General features: G+C 44.7%; 14 protein-coding genes. 5 read left to right on the top strand and 9 right to left on the bottom strand.

Features of this window, described 5'->3' with window-relative positions; all coding sequences use genetic code 11:
• Positions 1-75: 75 nt before the first annotated feature.
• The 5 genes from JV36_RS0108515 to JV36_RS0108495 form a co-directional block, all read right to left on the bottom strand.
• Positions 76-2,967 (bottom strand): TonB-dependent receptor, encoded by a 2,892-nt coding sequence (locus JV36_RS0108515; protein ID WP_052010022.1) that lies wholly within the window; start codon positions 2,965-2,967, stop codon positions 76-78.
• 396 nt (positions 2,968-3,363) lie between these two features.
• Complete coding sequence (locus JV36_RS0108510) at positions 3,364-4,431, bottom strand: FecR family protein (protein ID WP_032094495.1); 1,068 nt, start codon at positions 4,429-4,431, stop codon at positions 3,364-3,366.
• 1 nt (position 4,432) lies between these two features.
• Positions 4,433-4,993, bottom strand: coding sequence for an RNA polymerase sigma factor (locus JV36_RS0108505; protein ID WP_032094494.1), 561 nt, complete (start codon positions 4,991-4,993; stop codon positions 4,433-4,435).
• A 179-nt stretch (positions 4,994-5,172) separates the two neighbouring features.
• Complete coding sequence (locus JV36_RS0108500; RefSeq protein ID WP_032094493.1) at positions 5,173-7,725, bottom strand: TonB-dependent receptor plug domain-containing protein; 2,553 nt, start codon at positions 7,723-7,725, stop codon at positions 5,173-5,175.
• A gap of 323 nt (positions 7,726-8,048) precedes the next feature.
• Positions 8,049-8,399, bottom strand: coding sequence for a Grx4 family monothiol glutaredoxin (locus JV36_RS0108495; protein WP_032094492.1), 351 nt, complete (start codon positions 8,397-8,399; stop codon positions 8,049-8,051).
• Positions 8,400-8,844: 445 nt separating this feature from the next.
• Here JV36_RS0108495 and sodB point away from each other — a divergent pair, with 445 nt between their 5' ends.
• The 4 genes from sodB (at position 8,845) to JV36_RS0108475 (ending at position 14,544) form a co-directional block, all read left to right on the top strand.
• Positions 8,845-9,426, top strand: coding sequence for a superoxide dismutase [Fe] (sodB, locus tag JV36_RS0108490; protein WP_032094491.1), 582 nt, complete (start codon positions 8,845-8,847; stop codon positions 9,424-9,426).
• Between the two features lie 216 nt (positions 9,427-9,642).
• Positions 9,643-11,565 carry a PrkA family serine protein kinase gene (locus JV36_RS0108485; RefSeq protein WP_032094490.1) on the top strand — a complete coding sequence of 641 codons (1,923 nt, stop codon included), beginning with the start codon at positions 9,643-9,645 and terminating at the stop codon, positions 11,563-11,565.
• Positions 11,566-11,681: 116 nt separating this feature from the next.
• The gene (locus tag JV36_RS0108480) at positions 11,682-13,004 is read left to right on the top strand and encodes a YeaH/YhbH family protein (protein ID WP_032094489.1); all 1,323 of its coding nucleotides are present in this window, start codon (positions 11,682-11,684) and stop codon (positions 13,002-13,004) included.
• A gap of 10 nt (positions 13,005-13,014) precedes the next feature.
• On the top strand, positions 13,015-14,544 hold the full coding sequence (locus JV36_RS0108475) for a SpoVR family protein (RefSeq protein WP_032094488.1): 1,530 nt from the start codon (positions 13,015-13,017) through the stop codon (positions 14,542-14,544).
• 69 nt (positions 14,545-14,613) lie between these two features.
• On the opposite strand, the gene JV36_RS0108470 is transcribed toward JV36_RS0108475, so the two are convergent.
• The 3 genes from JV36_RS0108470 to prmB form a co-directional block, all read right to left on the bottom strand.
• Positions 14,614-15,825 carry an MFS transporter gene (locus JV36_RS0108470; RefSeq protein WP_032094487.1) on the bottom strand — a complete coding sequence of 404 codons (1,212 nt, stop codon included), beginning with the start codon at positions 15,823-15,825 and terminating at the stop codon, positions 14,614-14,616.
• A 125-nt stretch (positions 15,826-15,950) separates the two neighbouring features.
• A complete protein-coding gene (aroC, locus tag JV36_RS0108465; protein WP_032094486.1) occupies positions 15,951-17,048 on the bottom strand; it encodes a chorismate synthase in 1,098 nt (365 codons plus the stop codon).
• A gap of 9 nt (positions 17,049-17,057) precedes the next feature.
• Entirely contained in the window at positions 17,058-17,993 is a 936-nt protein-coding gene (gene prmB, locus JV36_RS0108460) for a 50S ribosomal protein L3 N(5)-glutamine methyltransferase (protein ID WP_032094588.1), read from the bottom strand.
• A 166-nt stretch (positions 17,994-18,159) separates the two neighbouring features.
• Here prmB and smrB point away from each other — a divergent pair, with 166 nt between their 5' ends.
• On the top strand, positions 18,160-18,759 hold the full coding sequence (gene smrB / locus JV36_RS0108455) for an endonuclease SmrB (RefSeq protein ID WP_081926583.1): 600 nt from the start codon (positions 18,160-18,162) through the stop codon (positions 18,757-18,759).
• Between the two features lie 60 nt (positions 18,760-18,819).
• On the opposite strand, the gene JV36_RS19580 is transcribed toward smrB, so the two are convergent.
• Positions 18,820-18,942 carry a DUF3149 domain-containing protein gene (locus JV36_RS19580; protein WP_152561496.1) on the bottom strand — a complete coding sequence of 41 codons (123 nt, stop codon included), beginning with the start codon at positions 18,940-18,942 and terminating at the stop codon, positions 18,820-18,822.
• Between the last annotated feature and the right edge of the window lie 234 nt (positions 18,943-19,176).

Here is a 19,176-nt window from a genome sequence, read left to right as displayed (position 1 = left end):
TCGATAGCTAGTTACAAACCATAGCGAGTTTCAAATCATAGCCAGCAGCATTGAGCCCGGCTTTTTTTCATTTCACTACTTAAATTCAAACTCCAAACCTGCGTAGAAAAAGTTTCCGTTTATACCGCCCGGCGTAGTCGGCGGATACAAAGCACCAACCTCTCCCTTGAAAATATTAGTATCTGGCAACGTATTGAATAAGTTTTGCGCCCCTACTGTAAAACGAGTTTCCTCTGACACTTGCCACGAAAACTGCGCATCCATGGTCAGTCTTGCACTACCGTATATATCAAAGCCTGCAGATGCATCTAAGTGATCTTCATAAAATGAGCCAAAGTAGTTTAAACGCCATGTAAATGCGAATGACGAAATAGCTTGTTCGAGAGTAATGCTTCCCCTGTGGGCCGGCAAATTATCCTCCAGCATGCGTATCCGCGCATTGGTCAAATTTGGCGTAAGCTGAAGCGCGCCATCGACCAATGCTGGGTATAACGTCACTCGCTCTACCTGCGTATCGGTCCAGTTGTAGGCAAACAGCAGATTGTTTTGCCATTCTCCTGCTGCAAATTGATAATTTACAACAACATCAACACCCTGTGTTTTAGTATCAAAATCGTTAGTAAAATATTTTGCAGCGTTGTATTTAGCCGCATCAGGTCGCCCATCGGCAATAAGTGCACTAATGTCATCTTCTGTGAGCGGGATAGCTGACGTAGTGCTGATCCTATCTTCCAAGCGAATATTGAAATAATCGACGGTGGCAAAGAAATATTCACTCACGTGCATTACCGCACCTACACTGAAATTGACCGATTCCTCTGGTGTCAGTGGTGTTGCGCCAAGCTGTACAGATATTAAATCTGTAGGCGGCAGTGTGGCTTGGTCTTCTAGCCCGTTGGGGCCGTAGGCCGTGGTCACGTTAATAACATTGCTCTGCCCTACAGTGGGCGCTTTAAAGCCTGTATTCACTGAGCCTCTTAAAGCAAAAAGATCGGTAAGCTTGTAGCGCGTGCTCAACTTGCCATCAAATGTAGTGCCAAAGTCACTAAAGTGCTCAAGGCGTGAGGCAACACCAAACTGTAGTGCTTCGGTAACGAAAAATTCAATATCGGCGTACATAGCCCAATTACTGCGGCTCCAGTTTCCAGCAGACTGAGGCTGATAGCCGGGAAAACCGTTGGAGCCAATTGAAAATCCCTCGTTTAACCCTAGCGGCGGCTCAAATGCATAAGGCCCAGCAATATATGAACTCTCATCGCCTGCTTTTTGAAAATAGGTCTCTTTTCGCCACTCTATGCCAAGCCCAATACTCACAGGGTCGTCGAATACAGTCTGAATTAACTTTGAAAAATCCAAATTGAGCGTGCGTTCGACTTGAGACACGCCGCCGGGGTTGAATGACGTAGGAGAAAGTGGACCTAAGGAGGGATTCACCGTATTAGAAATCTCATAGTCTACATTGCTGTAACCCAAACTCGCACTCACATCGAAAGCCCAATCATAGGGAAGCTCTTTTCTAAGCCCCACTGCCAACGAAGCGTCTTTAATAGTGCCGCCAAAGCTTGGCGTAAATCCACCTGGATAAATCTCGTTAAACGCAAAGCAGTTTATGCCAAGCTCTGTACTGTTATCCGCAATCTGCTGATAGGTGGGATTTTGTAGCACATTGTTATCCGTGAGGGTAATTGAAGGGCACTGTATGCCAGAATCGATACCATCTAAGTCGGCAACAATTAATCGCCGTGCTCCGGTTTCAGTATCAGTGCGGCTAAACACCCCTTCTCGTGTTTGGGGGTTGCGATAGTAAAATCCCCCTGAAAGCTTTCGAGTAGCTGCAGTGAGAAAACCGTATAAGGCCGTGGTGGAAGACGGACTATAACCTGCGTTAATAGCGAGCTTCATATCGTTGTCAACATCAAGCGCTCCCCATATTTGCGCGGGATCTTGAATAAAACCATTACCTTGTTCCATCAGCGCTATAGCGTCGTCTCGCTGCACCGAGCGCGACGTTCCGCCCTGTTGACGATATTCACCAGTGACATTGATAAAACCAGTGTCGCCCAATGCAAAGCCCCGATTACCCTGAAATTGGAATAAAGCACCATCTCCCTCGCCATAGGCACCTGATTTCAAGGCAAAGCTTCCTCCTTCCCTATCATCTTTAAGCACAAAATTAATGACACCGGCAATAGCGTCTGAGCCATACTGCGCTGATGCTCCATCTCGCAATACTTCCACCTGCTTTAACGCATACGCTGGAATAACTGAAATATCGGGGCCCTGTGCGCCATCGCTCAACCCGCCACCTAAAAAGGTGATGACCGCAGAACGATGCCGGCGCTTACCGTTGAGCAATAGCAAGGTATGATCAGAGGACATGCCGCGTAAATTTGCTGGCCTTACCAAGCTGCTTGCGTCGTTGATTGGCTGATCGTTCACATTAAGAGATGGCACCATAACGCTGAGCATTGACAGTACGTCTGCATTGCCTTGAGAGCTTAACGACTTAGCGCCAATAATATCCAGCGGTACCGGCGAATCAACGGCGCTTCTAGGCGCATTTCTGGTACCAACAATAGCAATGCGTTCTAGGGCGTTACTATTATCCTCTTGCTCTTCTTCTTTGCGCTCAACGGGCTTTTTAGCCACTAAAGATGCTCGCGAGCGTATGCTTAGCACACCTAAATCATCAGCAATTACCGCTAGTTCGGTTCCTTCAAGTAGCTGCTCTAGTGCTTCATTCAGCGTGTAGGTGCCATTGAGCGGGTTAGTTTTAACTCGCTTGGCTAAATCGAAAGGAAAAAGGAGTGTGGTATTTGCCTGCTTAGCCAACTCGGTTAGGGCTTCATCTGCCGATTGGGATTGCACCGAAAACGTAAATGAGGGCGCTTCCGATAGCGATAGGGCCTCACTATCGCGGCTTGCAGGTGTAGATTGCTGAGCATGGCTTACGCTTTGCCACCCCATGCTTGAAAAGGCTATGCATATCGCCAGCGCCACTTGGCTTGTTTTCTTGTTGCTGTCATGGGCGTTACGAGCGGCGCTATCATGGGAGCCAGGATGAGCGCCGGGATTAGCGCTGCGACCGACGCTTTTGTGAGCACAGTGGTGAGAATCCACAGCACGAAAACGCCAACTAAAAAGTTGACGTTTCATAAAATGAGTAATGTCTGCGAAATGCATGTACTGCAAGGTAAAATATCGATGTGCTGTTATTCTTTCGTATATTGTCACATTCAATAAGCGGATGCCAATAGGCCAATAGCACCGCGCTAATTATTTTTATATAGCACTAGCGTATTCCGCTCTTTTTTGTTTATTTTTCACGTTGCTAGGCTACTTACTAGCAATTATCAAAACGGCCTAAGATGCGACAGATAACTGAATACTAGTATCGGTTATTTTTTCATAATTGATATTAAAACTGCTTTTCAGCGCTGCCAGTAAGCCGTCGATATCGCCCACTTTAAAGTAGCCAGCAACCCGGCGTTTACGTAGGCGTTCATCTGTTATGTTAAACCGCACCGGCGTGTAGCGTCCTATCTCAGCAAGTACCGCTTCTAAAGGCTCGCCTTTAAATACGATCATGCCCTGCTGCCAAGCTAAATCATCATCGATATCGTTTTTCGACATACTTTCGCGAGCCTCCACTTTGCCTTGCACCGTGGCTTTCTCACCCGCGAACATAAGCAGACCTTCCTCGGTAACAGGCTTCTTACCAAACAAAGATTCGGCAGACGTGGAATCTCTGAACCGATCTTTAACTAACACCTTACCGTCTGTCACAACCAATTCGAAGGCGTTATCGTTAACGTACTGCATATTAAATGCTGTTCCTACCGCGGTAACCGTGTTGTTACCTGCAGTTACTGAGAAGGGGCGAGATGTGTCGTGGGCCACTTCAAAGTGAGCTTCACCCTTAAGTAATACAATAGAGCGAGCGTTTTGGGAGAAGTCTACCGTTACGATGGAATTCGTATTTAAATGCAGCACCGACCCGTCAGCCAAAATAATATTTTTTTGCTCACCGATACTCGTCTCTACTTTTTCGCTTATGGCGGCAAACTCAGGTGTATTGTCTAACCACACTTGCTGAACAATCGCCCCAATCGCTAACGTCATTACCAAGAAGGCTGCGGCAATACTCCACTTACCACGATGTTGAGAAGCGTTTTGGCGCTTTGCTCTGTTTCCATCACTTTTCCGCATGTGAGACTCGGGAAACAAGCCACTTAACTCGTTGAGCACAGACATATCGTCCCAGAGGCTAGCCGCTTCAATAAGAGACTGACGATGCGCGTTACTCTCGCTAAGCCAGCTATCAAGTTCCACGAGCTCTTCATCTCTCAAACCGCGGTCTAAGCGGCTTACCCATAAGCAGGCATGCTCTTGGATATCTTCTTTACTCGAAAATTGGCGAATGTTATTCATATCAACTACTGCTTATGTCCTGAGTCGCACTTAAAGGTGCTTGGGGTGACGAAGTATCTTTTGACAGGTCGGCCAAATACCGAGAGCACATTAAAAGACCTTTGGCGACATGCTTTTCCACAGTGCTTTCACTCAACCCCACGAGTTCGGCAATTTCTTTCTGTCGCATGCCATAGACTTTTTTCAATAAAAATACGCGTTTCACATCCGCAGACAGCGTGTCTGTGGCTCGGCAAAAGTGAATGAAACGCTCTTTACTTTCTACATTTTTTTCTAAGCTGTGGCCTATCAACTCATAAGGCAACATATCCATATCGTCTAAATGCTGTTTGTTTTTATTTTCAGCTTTTGACACATGGTTAAGCGCTAAATTACGCGCAGTTTTAAGCATGTAGGTCCGTTCATACTGTATTTCTTGTTTTAGTTCGGCCTCGTAGCTCTTAATAAATGCTTCTTGCACTATATCTTCAATATCATCAGTACCAACAATAGTGCCTACCGCGCGCATTAACTTGCTGCGGTATTTTAAGAAGGTTTCAGCTACTGTCGACTTTCTGGTCATAAATCTCTAATGAATGTGTTTCGAATTGCTTACAGATGTTCAAGAAATATAGATTTTGGGATAACACCTAAAATCTATAGTCCCTAATCATGCCTGTGTTTGTCAGGCTTTTCACGCTTTAAATACGGATTTTTGGTAAGTAAAAAGGGAGCAAAAGCTCCCTTTATTAGACGTACAAGTTAGAACGTGTACATGCCTCGTAGGTAGTAGAATCCACCATTAATACCAATAGGTGCTGTTGTTGGGTATAACGACCCAGCAATGCCTGCATATTGCGTATTTTCGTCTGGGTATTCATCCAACGCGTTTTTGGCGCCAACAGTAAGCGTAAAGTCTTCTGTAAAGCTATACGCTACTTCTAAATCAACGGTAAATTCAGAACCCACCTTATTAATAGGAAGGGCTGAGTCTAAGTGATCTTCAAAGATGCTGCCAAAATAGTTAAGACGAGTAAGGAAACGCCAGTCACCGTTTGTGTGGTTAGCCGTTGCGCTGTAACGTACCGCTGGAAGGTTGTCTTCTAGCATGCGAATACGGAAATCTGAAATATTATCAGACGCGCGGTCAACTACTGTTGATGTCCAGTTATAAGCAAGTGAGAACTTAGTGTCTCCACCCAGCATTTCCATGCTGTAATTTGCCACTACGTCAACACCTTCCGTTGTGGTATCAAAGTCATTGGTAAAGAAGCTAATTTCAGAGAAGCTAGACGCGTCATTGATACCTTGAGAAATCAAGGTCGCAATATCTTCATCAGTAAGCGCAATGCCCGAAGCAGTACTTAAACGGTCTGTAAGTTCGATATTGTAGTAATCAGCTGTGATAAATAACCCGCTGTCAAACTGTGCAACAATACCAAAAGTAATGCTTTCTGATTCTTCAGGAGTGAGCTGTTCACCGCCTTTAAGCTGCGATACTGGATCCGTTGGTGGAAGTGTCGCACGGTCGATAAGCTCGCCGCCAGTACCGAACGCTGTTGTTACGTTACGAACGTTACTTTGTCCAAGTGTTGGCGCTTTAAAGCCAGTTGAGTAAGCACCACGAAACGCGATGTTCTCAAGAGCTTGCCAACGGAACGCAATTTTACCTTTTGTGGTGTCACCGAAGTCTGAGAAATCTTCATAACGAAGCGCACCTGCCAACATGAAGTTTTCAGTGATGTATGCTTCTGCATCAATATAAAATGCAATGTTATGACGAGACACAAGGCCTTGGCTATTAGCTGCTAAGCCAGGGAAACCATTTGAACCAATGCCAAAACCTTGTGACGCCAATGGACCTATTTCATAGGACGCGGTATCACCTGCAAAACTTTCGTAGCTTTCGTGACGGTATTGGAAACCCGTTGCAACGAAAAGTGGCTCGTATAGGCCAACATCGAAAGGTTTAGTGAAATCTATATCTAACGTTTGTTCAGATTGCGTGTAACGACCTGGGCTGAATTCAAACGGTGTATCTGGACCAAGCGACGGGTTGATTGTGTTGCTGATTTTGAAATCAACTTCGTTCTGGCCTAAGTTAACGCTAACGTCATACGTCACGTCGTTGTCTAATTCGCCTTTCGTACCGAATACCAAAGACATATCAGTTACTTCACCGCCGAAGCGTGGTGTGAAGCCGCCAGGAAGAATTTCGTTGAACGCAAAGCAATCAGGATTGTTCGCCACTTCATTGATATAACGGTCGTTCGTCAACACGTTTGCGCCCGGGGCTATGTCTGTTGGACAGTTGCCCGACATATCACCAGTTAAGTCACCCACAAGAAGCGAGCCGTCATTAGCGAAAACACCGCCGCGAGTGTGTGGGTTACGGTAGTAGAAGCCACCTTCAACTTCGCGCACCGCATAGTTACCAAACATGTAGGCTTCTGAAGAGTCTGATAGCTCTAGTCCCGCATTCGCGAACAGCTTAATGTCGTGCTTAATTTCAGGCGAACCCCATATTTGTGCAGGGTCTGCGACAAAGGTGTTGCCAGCAGCAACAAGTGCTGCTGCGTCATCACGCTGCACACTGCGAGAGGTATCGTCTGCAGTACGATATTCTGCAGAAAGGTTGATGAAGCCCGCATCAGACAGTGGAAGACCAATGTTGCCTGAAAGCTGGATCATGTCACCATCGCCTTCATAAAACGAGCCGTAACGGGCTTCAAACGTGCCGCCTTCTGATGCATCGTTAAGGACGAAGTTGATAACACCTGCGATGGCATCTGAGCCGTACTGTGCAGCGGCGCCGTCACGAAGTACTTCTACCTGCTTTAATGCAGATGCTGGAATAACTGAAATATCTGGACCTTGTGCACCGTCAGAAAGGCCGCCACCAAGGAAAGTAATAACTGCTGAGCGGTGACGACGCTTACCATTGACCAAAACAAGAGTATGGTCCGCTGCCATGCCGCGTAAGTTTGCTGGGCGTACTAATGTTGATGCATCGTTGATTGGCTGGTCGTTCACGTTAAATGAAGGAACCACCGTTTGCATCATAGATACCATATCAGTGGCACCCTGTTGCTTAAAATCCTCACTGGATATGATGTCAATTGGCACTGCTGAATCGCCAATTGAGCGTGGTGCTGCACGTGAACCAACAACCGCAATTTGTTCGTAATCTTCCGCTTTCTTTTCGTCATCTGCTTCTTGCGCATAAACAGGCGCGGCAGCAATAACGGAAAACGCAGCAGAAGCAGCTAGTACGCTGCGTACGTTTTTAGTCAATAAAGACAAGTGTGTTTTCATGGTGTTTTCCCGGAGTTTTCTTTATCAGCTTTGGCGCTTTTGCGCCTTAAACCATAACCAGAGTGATTACGATAAAGTATTTTTTTATTAGACCTTCAACACTGACGACTGCTGTGTCAGCACAGGTTTTTTATAGAGGGTAACGTGTTAAAAAACAAACCTTTTTCGATAAAATAAAAATATTTTTTCAAGGCGTAGAGGATTTATTTTTCTGGCTTGTCTATATAGTTTTAGCGGAATTGAAAGCGGTGTGTTTTTGGGTGGTTTTAATCAAAAAAGCCGACTTAAAGCCGGCTTTTCAATAGAGAATTAAGATTTTCTAATTACTCTTCAGTTTTGTGTTTTTCAGCCGTTTCTTTGACTAAAGGCTGCAGCTCGTTTTGCTGGAACATTTCAATAATGATGTCACACCCGCCTACTAGCTCGCCATCAACCCAAAGTTGTGGAAACGTTGGCCAGTTTGCATACTTAGGCAACTCTGCACGGATGTCTGGGTTCTGCAGAATATCAACATAAGCAAAGGCCTCACCACATGACATGAGCGCCTGTGAAGCTTGTGAAGAAAATCCACAGCTTGGAAGCTTAGGTGAGCCCTTCATATAAAGTAGGATTGGGTTCTCTTCAATTTGTTGCTTAATTCTGTCAATCGTCGATTGGCTTTCAGTATTGTCCATTGGATCCTCTCAGCGGAATAGTTAATACTCAGGAAGTGGGAATGCTCATTACATTTATCAAGGGCAGAATAACACAAATTATCTTATTGTGACGTTATCCGGTGTCTAACATAACCGCCAATATGCTTACTAATGAATAAAGTAACGCGGCAGTCGCTTTAACAGCGCCAATAAAACACGCGTTATAAAGTGATCTGTTGAAAGGTCACGTGGCTATCTATTATATTGTTATTTACTTCTCTCAAGCATAGACAAAAAATTCATAATTTTGTCATTGAGTTATAAGACTTTATCCCCACTTCTACGTTATGCTTTATTTCGAAACCCTTTATTTCGAAACAATACACATAACGATATTAGTGAGCTAAATTAGCACGTTGTCCTCTATTTGCAGGCTTTAGAGGGTTAATAGCGTTATATCTATAAACTAATCATGGAGACCGACATGGCTTTTGAATTACCAGCATTACCATACGAACAAAATGCACTAGAACCGCATATTTCTGCTGAAACACTTGAGTACCACTATGGCAAGCATCACGCTACCTACGTAACTAAGCTTAACGGCCTAGTGGAAGGTACTGATATGGCGAGCAAGAGCCTAGAAGAAATCATTAAGGCTTCTGAAGGCGGTGTATTCAATAACGCAGCTCAAGTTTGGAACCATACTTTCTACTGGAATTGCCTAAGCCCAAATGGCGGCGGCGAGCCAACAGGTGCAGTAGCTGACGCAATCAATGCAAAATGGGGCTCATTCGCTGACTTCCAAGCAGCGTTTAATGACAAAGCAGTGAACAACTTCGGTTCAAGCTGGACGTGGCTAGTAAAAACAGCTGACGGCAGCCTAGACATTGTTAATACAAGCAATGCTGAAACACCTATTTCAGGCGACTCGCTAACGCCAATCCTAACTGTTGACCTTTGGGAACACGCGTATTACATCGATTACCGTAATGCTCGTCCTAAGTACCTAGAAAACTTCTGGGCACTGGTAAACTGGGAATTTGCGAACAGCAACCTAGCGTAAGCGACCTTTCTTTCTAGACAGGGTGAGCGCTACACAGAGCGTTCTCTGAATAGAAATAAATCGCTACAAATAGCTGAATATGAAAGCCTCGCACTAGCGAGGCTTTTTTGTGTTCAGCGACAAACACTCTCTAAAAAAGTTAACCTACAAAACCTTACCTTTTTAAGAATACCTACTAACATGAAAGTACGGGGTTCCGTTTTCTAAGGGGTATTTATGGGTATCTTTGAGCACTATCAAAGTCGCTATGAGGAGCGTAAACAGGAAGAGTTTACCATTGGAGAATTCCTTGAAATCTGCAAGGAAGATTCTCTGGCATATGCCAACGCCGCCGAACGTCTCTTAATAGCCATTGGTGAACCTGAGCGGATTGATACCGCCAGCGATCCACTACTCAGTCGCATTTTTTCTAACCGCGTCATTTCTCGCTATCCAGCTTTTTCAGAATTTTATGGTATGGAAGAGGCGATTGAACAAATCGTGTCATATTTAAAACATGCCGCACAGGGATTAGAAGAGCGTAAACAAATCTTATATTTGCTAGGTCCTGTTGGCGGCGGTAAATCGTCGTTGGCCGAACGACTGAAAGAGTTAATGCAAAATGTTCCAATCTATATGCTCAAGGGCTCGCCAGTTAATGATCACCCTTTCTGTCTATTTGATGAAAATGAAGATGGTGACATTTTAAGACGAGAATACGGTATTCCCAAGCGCTACCTTAAAACCATCATGTCGCCATGGGCGCGCAAGCGTCTACATGAATTTAATGGCGATATTACCCAGTTCAAAGTTGTTCGGGTTTATCCTTCAATACTCGACCAAACTGGTATCGCAAAAACCGAGCCTGGTGATGAAAATAACCAAGACATTTCTGCGCTAGTAGGAAAAGTAGATATTCGCCGCTTAGAGCAATACGCTCAAAATGATCCAGACGCTTACAGCTATTCCGGCTCTCTATGCAAAGCCAATCAGGGGCTGATGGAATTTGTAGAAATGTTTAAAGCACCTATCAAGGTGTTACATCCTCTGCTTACAGCAACGCAAGAAGGTAATTACAATCCGACAGAGGGATTTTCGGCATTGCCGTTTGATGGTCTGATACTGGCTCACTCTAATGAATCTGAATGGCAATCCTTTCGCAATAACAAAAACAACGAGGCGTTTCTAGACAGGGTGTACATTGTCAAAGTGCCTTACTGCCTGCGAGTGAGTGAAGAAATTAAGATTTATAAAAAGCTGTTGGACACCAGTGAGTTACACGGTGCGCCCTGTGCCCCCTACACATTGGAATGTTTGGCTCAATTTATTGTTCTCTCCCGTCTTAAAGAGCCTGAAAACTCAAGTTTATTTTCTAAGATGCGGGTGTATGACGGAGAAAGCCTAAAAGACACAGATCCAAAAGCGAAGTCTTATCAAGAGTATAGAGACTACGCGGGAGTTGATGAGGGCATGGAAGGCCTTTCAACTCGCTTTGCGTTTAAAATTTTATCTAGGGTGTTTAATTTCGACAGCCAAGAAGTGGCAGCAAACCCTGTGCACCTATTCTACGTTTTAGAGCGACAAATTGAGCGCGAACAGTTTAATCAAGAAGTTGCAGACAGATACCTCGAATTTTTGAAAGGATACCTTACGCCACGCTATGTAGAATTTATTGGAAAAGAGATACAAACGGCCTATTTAGAAAGCTACTCGGAATACGGTCAAAATTTATTTGACCGTTATGTCACGTATGCTGACTTTTGGATCCAGGACCAAGAGTATCGAGACCCCGAAACTGGTCAATTATTCGACCGTGAGGCGCTAAATGCAGAGCTTGAAAAAACGGAAAAGCCAGCGGGAATAAGCAACCCAAAAGATTTTAGAAATGAAATCGTAAACTTTGTGCTTCGCGCCAGAGCGAATAACAACGGCAACAATCCTTCGTGGACCAGCTATGAAAAATTGCGCACCGTAATTGAAAAGAAAATGTTTTCAAATACTGAAGATTTGTTGCCCGTCATTTCGTTTAACACAAAAGGCTCCACTGAAGAGCAAAAGAAGCATGACGACTTTGTTAACCGCATGACCGAAAAAGGCTATACGCAAAAGCAAGTAAGATTACTCTGCGAATGGTATCTCCGAGTGAGAAAAGCGTCATAAAGACGCGCTTTCTCTCTGCCTATCGAATTCTCACTCATGTGGATTTTCATTGTATTAGTTTCCTCTGTATGAGGTCGAAGTTTAATACATGAGTATCATTATGTAAGTAGGTGTTTATGGCCCATTTTATTGACCGAAGGCTCAACAGCAAAGGCAAAAGCACGATAAACCGGCAGCGCTTTATTAAACGCTATAAGCAGCAAATAAAGCGGGCGGTGTCAGACGCAGTGGGTAAGCGTTCGGTAACCGATGTGGAATCTGGTGAACAAATTAGTATTCCTACACGGGATATTTCAGAACCTGTATTTCACACTGGTAAAGGCGGGCGGCGGGATATGGTCCATCCCGGCAACGACCAGTTTTCAGAGGGAGATAGAATTGAACGTCCCCCTCAAGGAGCTGGCCGGGGCAATGGAGACGGAGACGCCAGCAACGACGGCGAGGGGCAAGACGAATTTGTCTTCTCTATTTCTAAAGACGAGTATTTAAGCATTCTGTTTGAAGATCTTGAATTGCCTAACCTACAAAAAAACCAATTCAATCACGTTACACAGTACGAAACGTATCGAGCAGGTTATCAGACCGATGGCATTCCCTCTAATTTAGATATTGTGCGTTCGCTAAAAGGCTCTGTGGCCAGGCGCATTGCGTTAACTGCAGCAGACAAACGCAAGCTTAGAGAATTAGAGGAACGCTATGAGCAATTAAAAGGCAACGAAGGCAATAATACTGACAGCATAGATGAAGGCATGCATGCTAATTCGCATTTAGTAACGGAAGAGCGAATCGCTCTAGAGGCGGATATTGCCGCATTAAAAGCCAAAATCGCCAAAGTGCCCTTTATTGATACCTTTGACCTGCGCTTTAAAAATTATGACAAACGACCGCTTCCTAGCAGTAAGGCCGTGATGTTCTGTTTAATGGACGTATCTGGCTCAATGGATCAAGCTACAAAAGAGACGGCGAAGCGATTTTATATTCTGCTTTATCTTTTTCTCAGTCGTACTTATGAAAATGTGGACGTGGTGTATATTCGCCACCATACACAGGCTAAAGAAGTAGACGAACAAGAGTTCTTTTATTCACAGGAGACCGGGGGCACCATTGTTTCAAGCGCATTGAAGCTGATGAAAGACATCATAGAAGAACGATACAGCGACGGCCTTTGGAATATTTACGGGGCTCAAGCTTCTGATGGTGATAATTGGGCCGACGACTCGCCAAAATGCAGTGCGTTGCTTGCCCACCATTTATTACCCGTTTGCCGCTACTACACTTACATTGAGATTACTGAACGGCCCCATCAAAGCTTATGGAAAGGGTTTGAGCAAGTAAGCGCGTCCCACGACAACTTCATGTGTAAGCATATTGAATCTCAAGCTGATATCTATCCCGTGTTTAGAGAGATATTTAAGCGCGCAGATGCTGACGCAAGTTAAGGAGCATTCTATGTCGACTCCCCCCTTATCCCATCAATTTTATAAGCTTAGTGATGGACCTGATTGGAACTTTGACTTGCTTGGTGAGTACGAGGAACATATTGACCGAATAGCAAAAGCATTCAAACTCGACACCTACCCCAACCAAATTGAAGTTATTACCGCAGAACAAATGATGGATGCCTACGCCAGCATCGGCATGCCGCTCAACTACACCCACTGGTCGTTTGGTAAAAAGTTTATTCAGACTGAGCAGCAGTATAAACGAGGACAAATGGGGTTAGCGTATGAAATAGTCATTAATTCAAGCCCCTGTATTGCTTATTTAATGGAAGAAAATACCATTACCATGCAGGCGTTAGTTATGGCCCATGCATGCTACGGCCACAACTCCTTTTTTAAAGGCAACTATCTGTTTAAAACCTGGACCGACGCTGGCTCAATCATCGACTACCTAGTGTTTGCTAAAAACTATATTGCCGAATGCGAACAAAAATTTGGCTTTGAGGATGTGGAAAATATTCTTGATTCGTGCCACGCGTTGATGAACTTTGGCGTAGACAGGTATAAGCGACCTCAGAAAATATCCCTTCAGGAAGAAAAGAACCGTCAGCAAGAGCGCGAGACATACCTACAATCACAGGTAAATGAGCTATGGCGAACACTGCCGGAGAACGCACAAAAACATAATACACACCCCCGTCGTTTTCCTAGTGAACCACAAGAGAATCTGCTCTACTTTATTGAAAAGAATGCACCGTTATTAGAGCCTTGGCAGCGCGAAATTGTAAGAATAGTGCGCAAGGTGTCGCAATATTTTTATCCGCAAAAGCAAACCCAAGTAATGAATGAGGGATGGGCCTGTTTTTGGCATTATCACATTCTAAATAAGATGTACGACGACAAACTGGTAAGCGACAGGTTTATGATGGAGTTTCTGCACAGTCACTCAAGCGTGGTCATGCAGCCGGAATACAACAGTCCGTATTATTCCGGCATCAATCCCTACGCGTTGGGCTTTTCTATGTTTATGGATATTAAACGGGTATGCCAATCTCCCACTGAAGAAGATTATTACTATCTTCCCTGCATCGCAGGGAAGGACTGGTTAGAAACGGTACACTTTGCCATGCAGAACTTTAAAGACGAAAGTTTTATTAGTCAGTTCTTATCTCCAAAAATTATTCGAGACTTCAAGCTATTCGCTCTTGAAGACGACACCTCAAAATCGTTTATAAGCGTAAGTGCTATTCACAATGAAAAGGGGTACCACACAATCAAAGAAAAGCTCTCGGCGCAGTATAACTTGAGCAATTTAGAGCCTAATATTCAGGTATACAACGTAGATATAAGCGGCGACCGTTCCTTAACATTACGCTACATCCCTCAACACGATATCCCTCTTGCCGAGTCAAAAGAGGAAGTTATGCGTCATTTGCATCGACTGTGGAAATTTGATGTCAGGTTAGAGCAAGAGCAAAAAAGCGGTGAAGTCGACGTGATTTCACAATGCCCTAGCCCCGCTTCTTCTGATACTTAGTCTTTTGAAACTTGGCCTTCTGAAACTTGGCCTTGTGAAAACTTGGACTTCTGAAGCTTGGCATTCAATTTAATGGGTTGATTTGGCTTGTTGAGGTGCCTTACCATCCATCACTTTTTTAGAGCACAAGAAGAGAGACAGGGCCCCCACTGCAGCGAAAACGGCTGCAGTTAAAAAGGTTTCATAGGCATTGGTGCCTTGTGACCACTGCTGACCTGCAAGGTAATTACCAGACGCGCCCCCTAAACCAAAGGCAATACTGATATACACGGCTTGCCCGCGGCTGTGAAATGCTGCGGGTAAATACTGATGAATAAAGTGCACAGACACCGCGTGAGTCAATCCAAAGCTTAATGCGTGAATAACTTGGCTAAGCACAATCACCGATATATGTTGGGCAAAGTCGGCAAGCAAGTACCATCGCAGAGCCGTCAACGCGATACTCGCAAACAGCAAATTCCACACGCCAAAACGGCTAATAAGATGTCTGGCAACCAAGAATATGCCCACCTCAGCCAGCACACCAAGTGCGATAAACACGCCGGTTTGCTGACCAGAGTATCCGAGATCTCGCATGTACAATGCAAAGAAGCCATAGAAAGCACCAAAGCTAATTTGTAGACATGCAGAGGCAAAAATAAATACCGCAAACGGTTTTTGCTTAACGAACGTCCAAATACTTCCAGGCTCACTTTCAGTTTCTGATTTCTTAGCCGGCGCGGTAATAAATAATGTACTAACGAATAGTAGCGATAGCACCCCAACACTGACATACACCGGAGTTTCGGTGGAAAACATATCGAGGGCTTTACCCGCAGTCACGGTCAAGCAGATAAAACCAATGCTGCCCCACAGTCTTATTTGCCCGTAGTTAGCGGTACTCGTAGAGACTGCGTTCATTGTGATCACCTCCAGCTGAGGCAATACTGCAGTCCAAAACATCATCATAAGACCGAAGGCAAGAGTGAGCCCCCAAAAGCTGGAAAAGTAAAACACCGAGCTAAAGGTGAGCACTGTTAGCAGGCAGCCAAGTCGCATGATGCCAACCGCATTGCCCGTTTTATCTGCCACACCTGCCCACAGTCCGGGCCCTAAAATACGCGCTAACGTAATAACAGCAAATAGCTCACCAATGTCCTGCGACGAAAAGCCTCGACCGTCTAAAAAAATACCTAAATAGGGAACAAGTACACCTAGTTGACCAAAGTAGAGCCAATAGGTTAATGCTAAAATAATGAGAGACTTTTTACTGGTAACCGAAGAATGGTTAGAAAGCGTCAATGCGTATCTCCATATGTATAAGTTCCATTTACACCGACCATATAAAAAAGCGCCACTAACGTAATATTAGGGCGCCAACAATGTAAGATTGGAAGCCAAGTGTTTTAAACGATAGACAGTAGCGTTTAACGGCTGCCAGAAATAGGTGCTGTCGTTGATACAACGCCCATATTTTGTGCGCGGTGGCGCAATAGATGGTCCATCAACACTAGCGCCATCATTGCCTCAGCAATAGGCACTGCGCGAATGCCAACGCAGGGATCATGGCGGCCTTTTGTCACAATATCAATTTCTTCGTTTTGCTTATTGATGGTCGTACCTGGCACAGAAATACTCGACGTTGGCTTTAAGGCCATGTGAACTTCAATGTCTTGCCCCGTAGAAATACCACCAAGTACACCACCGGCATGATTAGACGCGAAGCCGTCGGGAGTCAGCGTATCGCGATGCTCACTGCCCTTTTGATTGATAACGTCAAATCCGTCGCCAATTTCAACGCCTTTAACCGCATTGATACCCATCATGGCATGAGCAATTTCTGCATCTAGTCTGTCAAACACTGGCTCACCAAGTCCTACAGGCACGTTCTTAGCGACCACTGACACTTTCGCGCCAATACTGTCACCAGACTTCTTTAAATCGCGCATGTATTCGTCGAGAGCGTCTAGTTTGCTCTCGTCTGGACAGAAAAAAGGATTGGTATTGGTAATAGAGTGGTCAACGTTCTCTACGGCAATGGGGCCTAATTGAGATAGGTAACCCAACACTTCGATACCATGAACTTCTTTAAGGTATTTTTTTGCAATACCACCCGCGGCTACGCGAATAGCTGTCTCGCGAGCAGATGAGCGACCACCTCCGCGATAATCGCGGCTGCCATATTTTTGATCGTAGGTATAGTCGGCGTGGCCTGGACGAAACCGGTCGGCAATATTGCCGTAATCTTGGCTTCGTTGGTCTTTGTTTTTAATTAACAGGCCAATACTGGTTCCCGTTGTTTTGCCCTCAAAAACGCCTGAAAGGATTTGTACCTCATCATCTTCTCTACGAGCAGTAGTATAGCGAGAGGTTCCCGGCTTTCTTCTGTCTAAATCAACCTGAAGGTCTTCTTCAGTAATTTCCAACCCTGGAGGACATCCGTCTACAACACCGCCAATGGCAATACCGTGGCTTTCTCCAAACGTGGTTACAGTAAAAAGTTTTCCGAAGCTGTTACCTGACATAATTAACCATTAATCCTTACTACTAAAATACTGAACCAGTGTGTCTTTATTCACAGCAAAGATGCCTTGGCCGCCGTTTTCAAATTCTAACCAAATAACTTCTAAGCCAGGAAATCTCTCATTCATGTGCACTTCGCTATTACCCACTTCGATAAATAGCCAACCACCATCATTTAAATACGAAGGGGCCTGACGCAACATGGTATCTACCAAATCAAGGCCATCTTCTCCTGCGGCTAGCGCGAGTTCTGGCTCATGATGATACTCTTCTGGGAGATCTGCCATATCTTGTGCATCAACATACGGCGGGTTTGAAATAATTAAATCGTACTTTTGCCCTTCAAGGCTTGTGAATAAATCAGACTGAATGGGATAAACGCGATGACTAAGGCCATGCTCTTGTATGTTGATATCTGCCACTTCAAGTGCGTCTGAGCTAATGTCCACCGCATCTACTTGCGCTTCTGGATAAGCATGTGCAAGTGCTATTGCAATGCAGGCTCCCCCAGTACACATATCAAGAATGTTCGACGGTTCGTTTTCTACAAACGGCGAGAAGTGGTTTTGAATTAACTCAGCAAAGGGTGAACGAGGAATTAGCACTCGTTCGTCAACATAAAACGGCATGCCGCAAAACCATGCTTCGTTAGTAATGTAGGGCAAAGGCATGCGTGTTTGTACACGCTTTAATACAAGCTCTGCTATTTTCTCACGCTCACTTTTTGTAAGGCGAGAAGACAATATATGTTCTCCCACTGACGATAAGATAGGGTGTGGAAGGTGAAGGGCTTGCAATACCAAGCTTGTGGCTTCGTCCCACGCATTGTCAGTGCCGTGACCAAAGTAGAGTTCAGCGTCATTAAAACGGCTTGTTGCCCATCGGGTCATATCTAGCAATGTATGCAGATCGTCAATGGCTTCTTCTAGGTAAAACTTATCGGTCATAGCGTTTGGGTACATCAATATTTTGAAAGCTGGTATCATACCCAAACTTCATGCTAATTCACATAATTAACTGTGGGTGCAGCAGCGTCGAAAGGTATTTTATTAACGCTCGCTTTTGATAGAAGCTTCTTACTTCTTTGAAAGCCCAATGCAGATTAGATTCATTATGAAAGTGTTTAAAAAAGAATTGAAAGCGTTGAAAAAGCAGCAAAGTACGCACGCGCCTGCTGTTCAAGAAGAGACCTTTTCGTTTACCGACGCCATGGCTGGCGTAAAGCCGTTGGCTCAAGATAAAGTAGAGCCAAATAAGCAAGTAGAGCTGTTTAAAAAGAAACAACAGTCGTCGGCTAAAAATCTTAAACACAGTAAACAACTTGCTGCGTCGTTTAACTTTTCAGACATGTACCAAGCCGTATTGCCACAAGAAGGCCCGATGCGTTATTGCCGCAGTGATGTGCCCACCCACGTGTTAAAGCAATTGCGACGAGGTGATTTTTCGCCAGAGCTACATTTAGATCTTCACGGACTGACCAGAGAAATGGCAAAAGATGAAATTGCCGCGCTCATTTACGCCGCGAGAAAAGACCTTGTAGACTGCGCCTGTATTATGCACGGCTTTGGTCAAGGCGTACTGAAAGCCGCCCTGCCCCATTACTTGGTTCAACATCCCCACGTTAAAGCGTTTCACCAGGCCCCATTAGAGTATGGCGGTAAAGCTGCTTTACTGGTACTGCTTGATGTGCCGGTAATGGCTGGTAAACAGTAGCTGCACTCTATTTTTTGAAGATAGAGGCCTGACTGCCTCTGCCTTTTAAAGCAACCAGCTTTATTTTCCAGCCGCGCTGTTGTGCATAAACAAATAGGTGTAGTACACCATCATTCCAACAATAATACCTATACCTAACAGCGAACCCCACACCACCGGATCTTTAATCATTGTCCACAACATAATTGTTCTCTCCACAAGTACGAAAAATTAGCACGTAAACAAGCACGTGAATAAAAAATCTATAGTTGAAGTTTATGGGAGTGCGGGAGCTGTGGTTATGATCTAGATCAACAGCGTAAAAAGGATGAATGGTTTCGCATGGGTATCTTGATCTGCATCAAGAAATAGAAGGGTCACAAAAATACATCAAATTGCTATTGCAAATCATTCTCATTTGCAATACATTGAGTATGC

The organism is Alteromonas sp. LOR, assembly GCF_000753865.1.
GTDB lineage: Bacteria > Pseudomonadota > Gammaproteobacteria > Enterobacterales > Alteromonadaceae > Alteromonas.
Note: the sequence above shows the minus strand (reverse complement) of the source record. Positions and strands in the feature narration are given on the sequence as shown.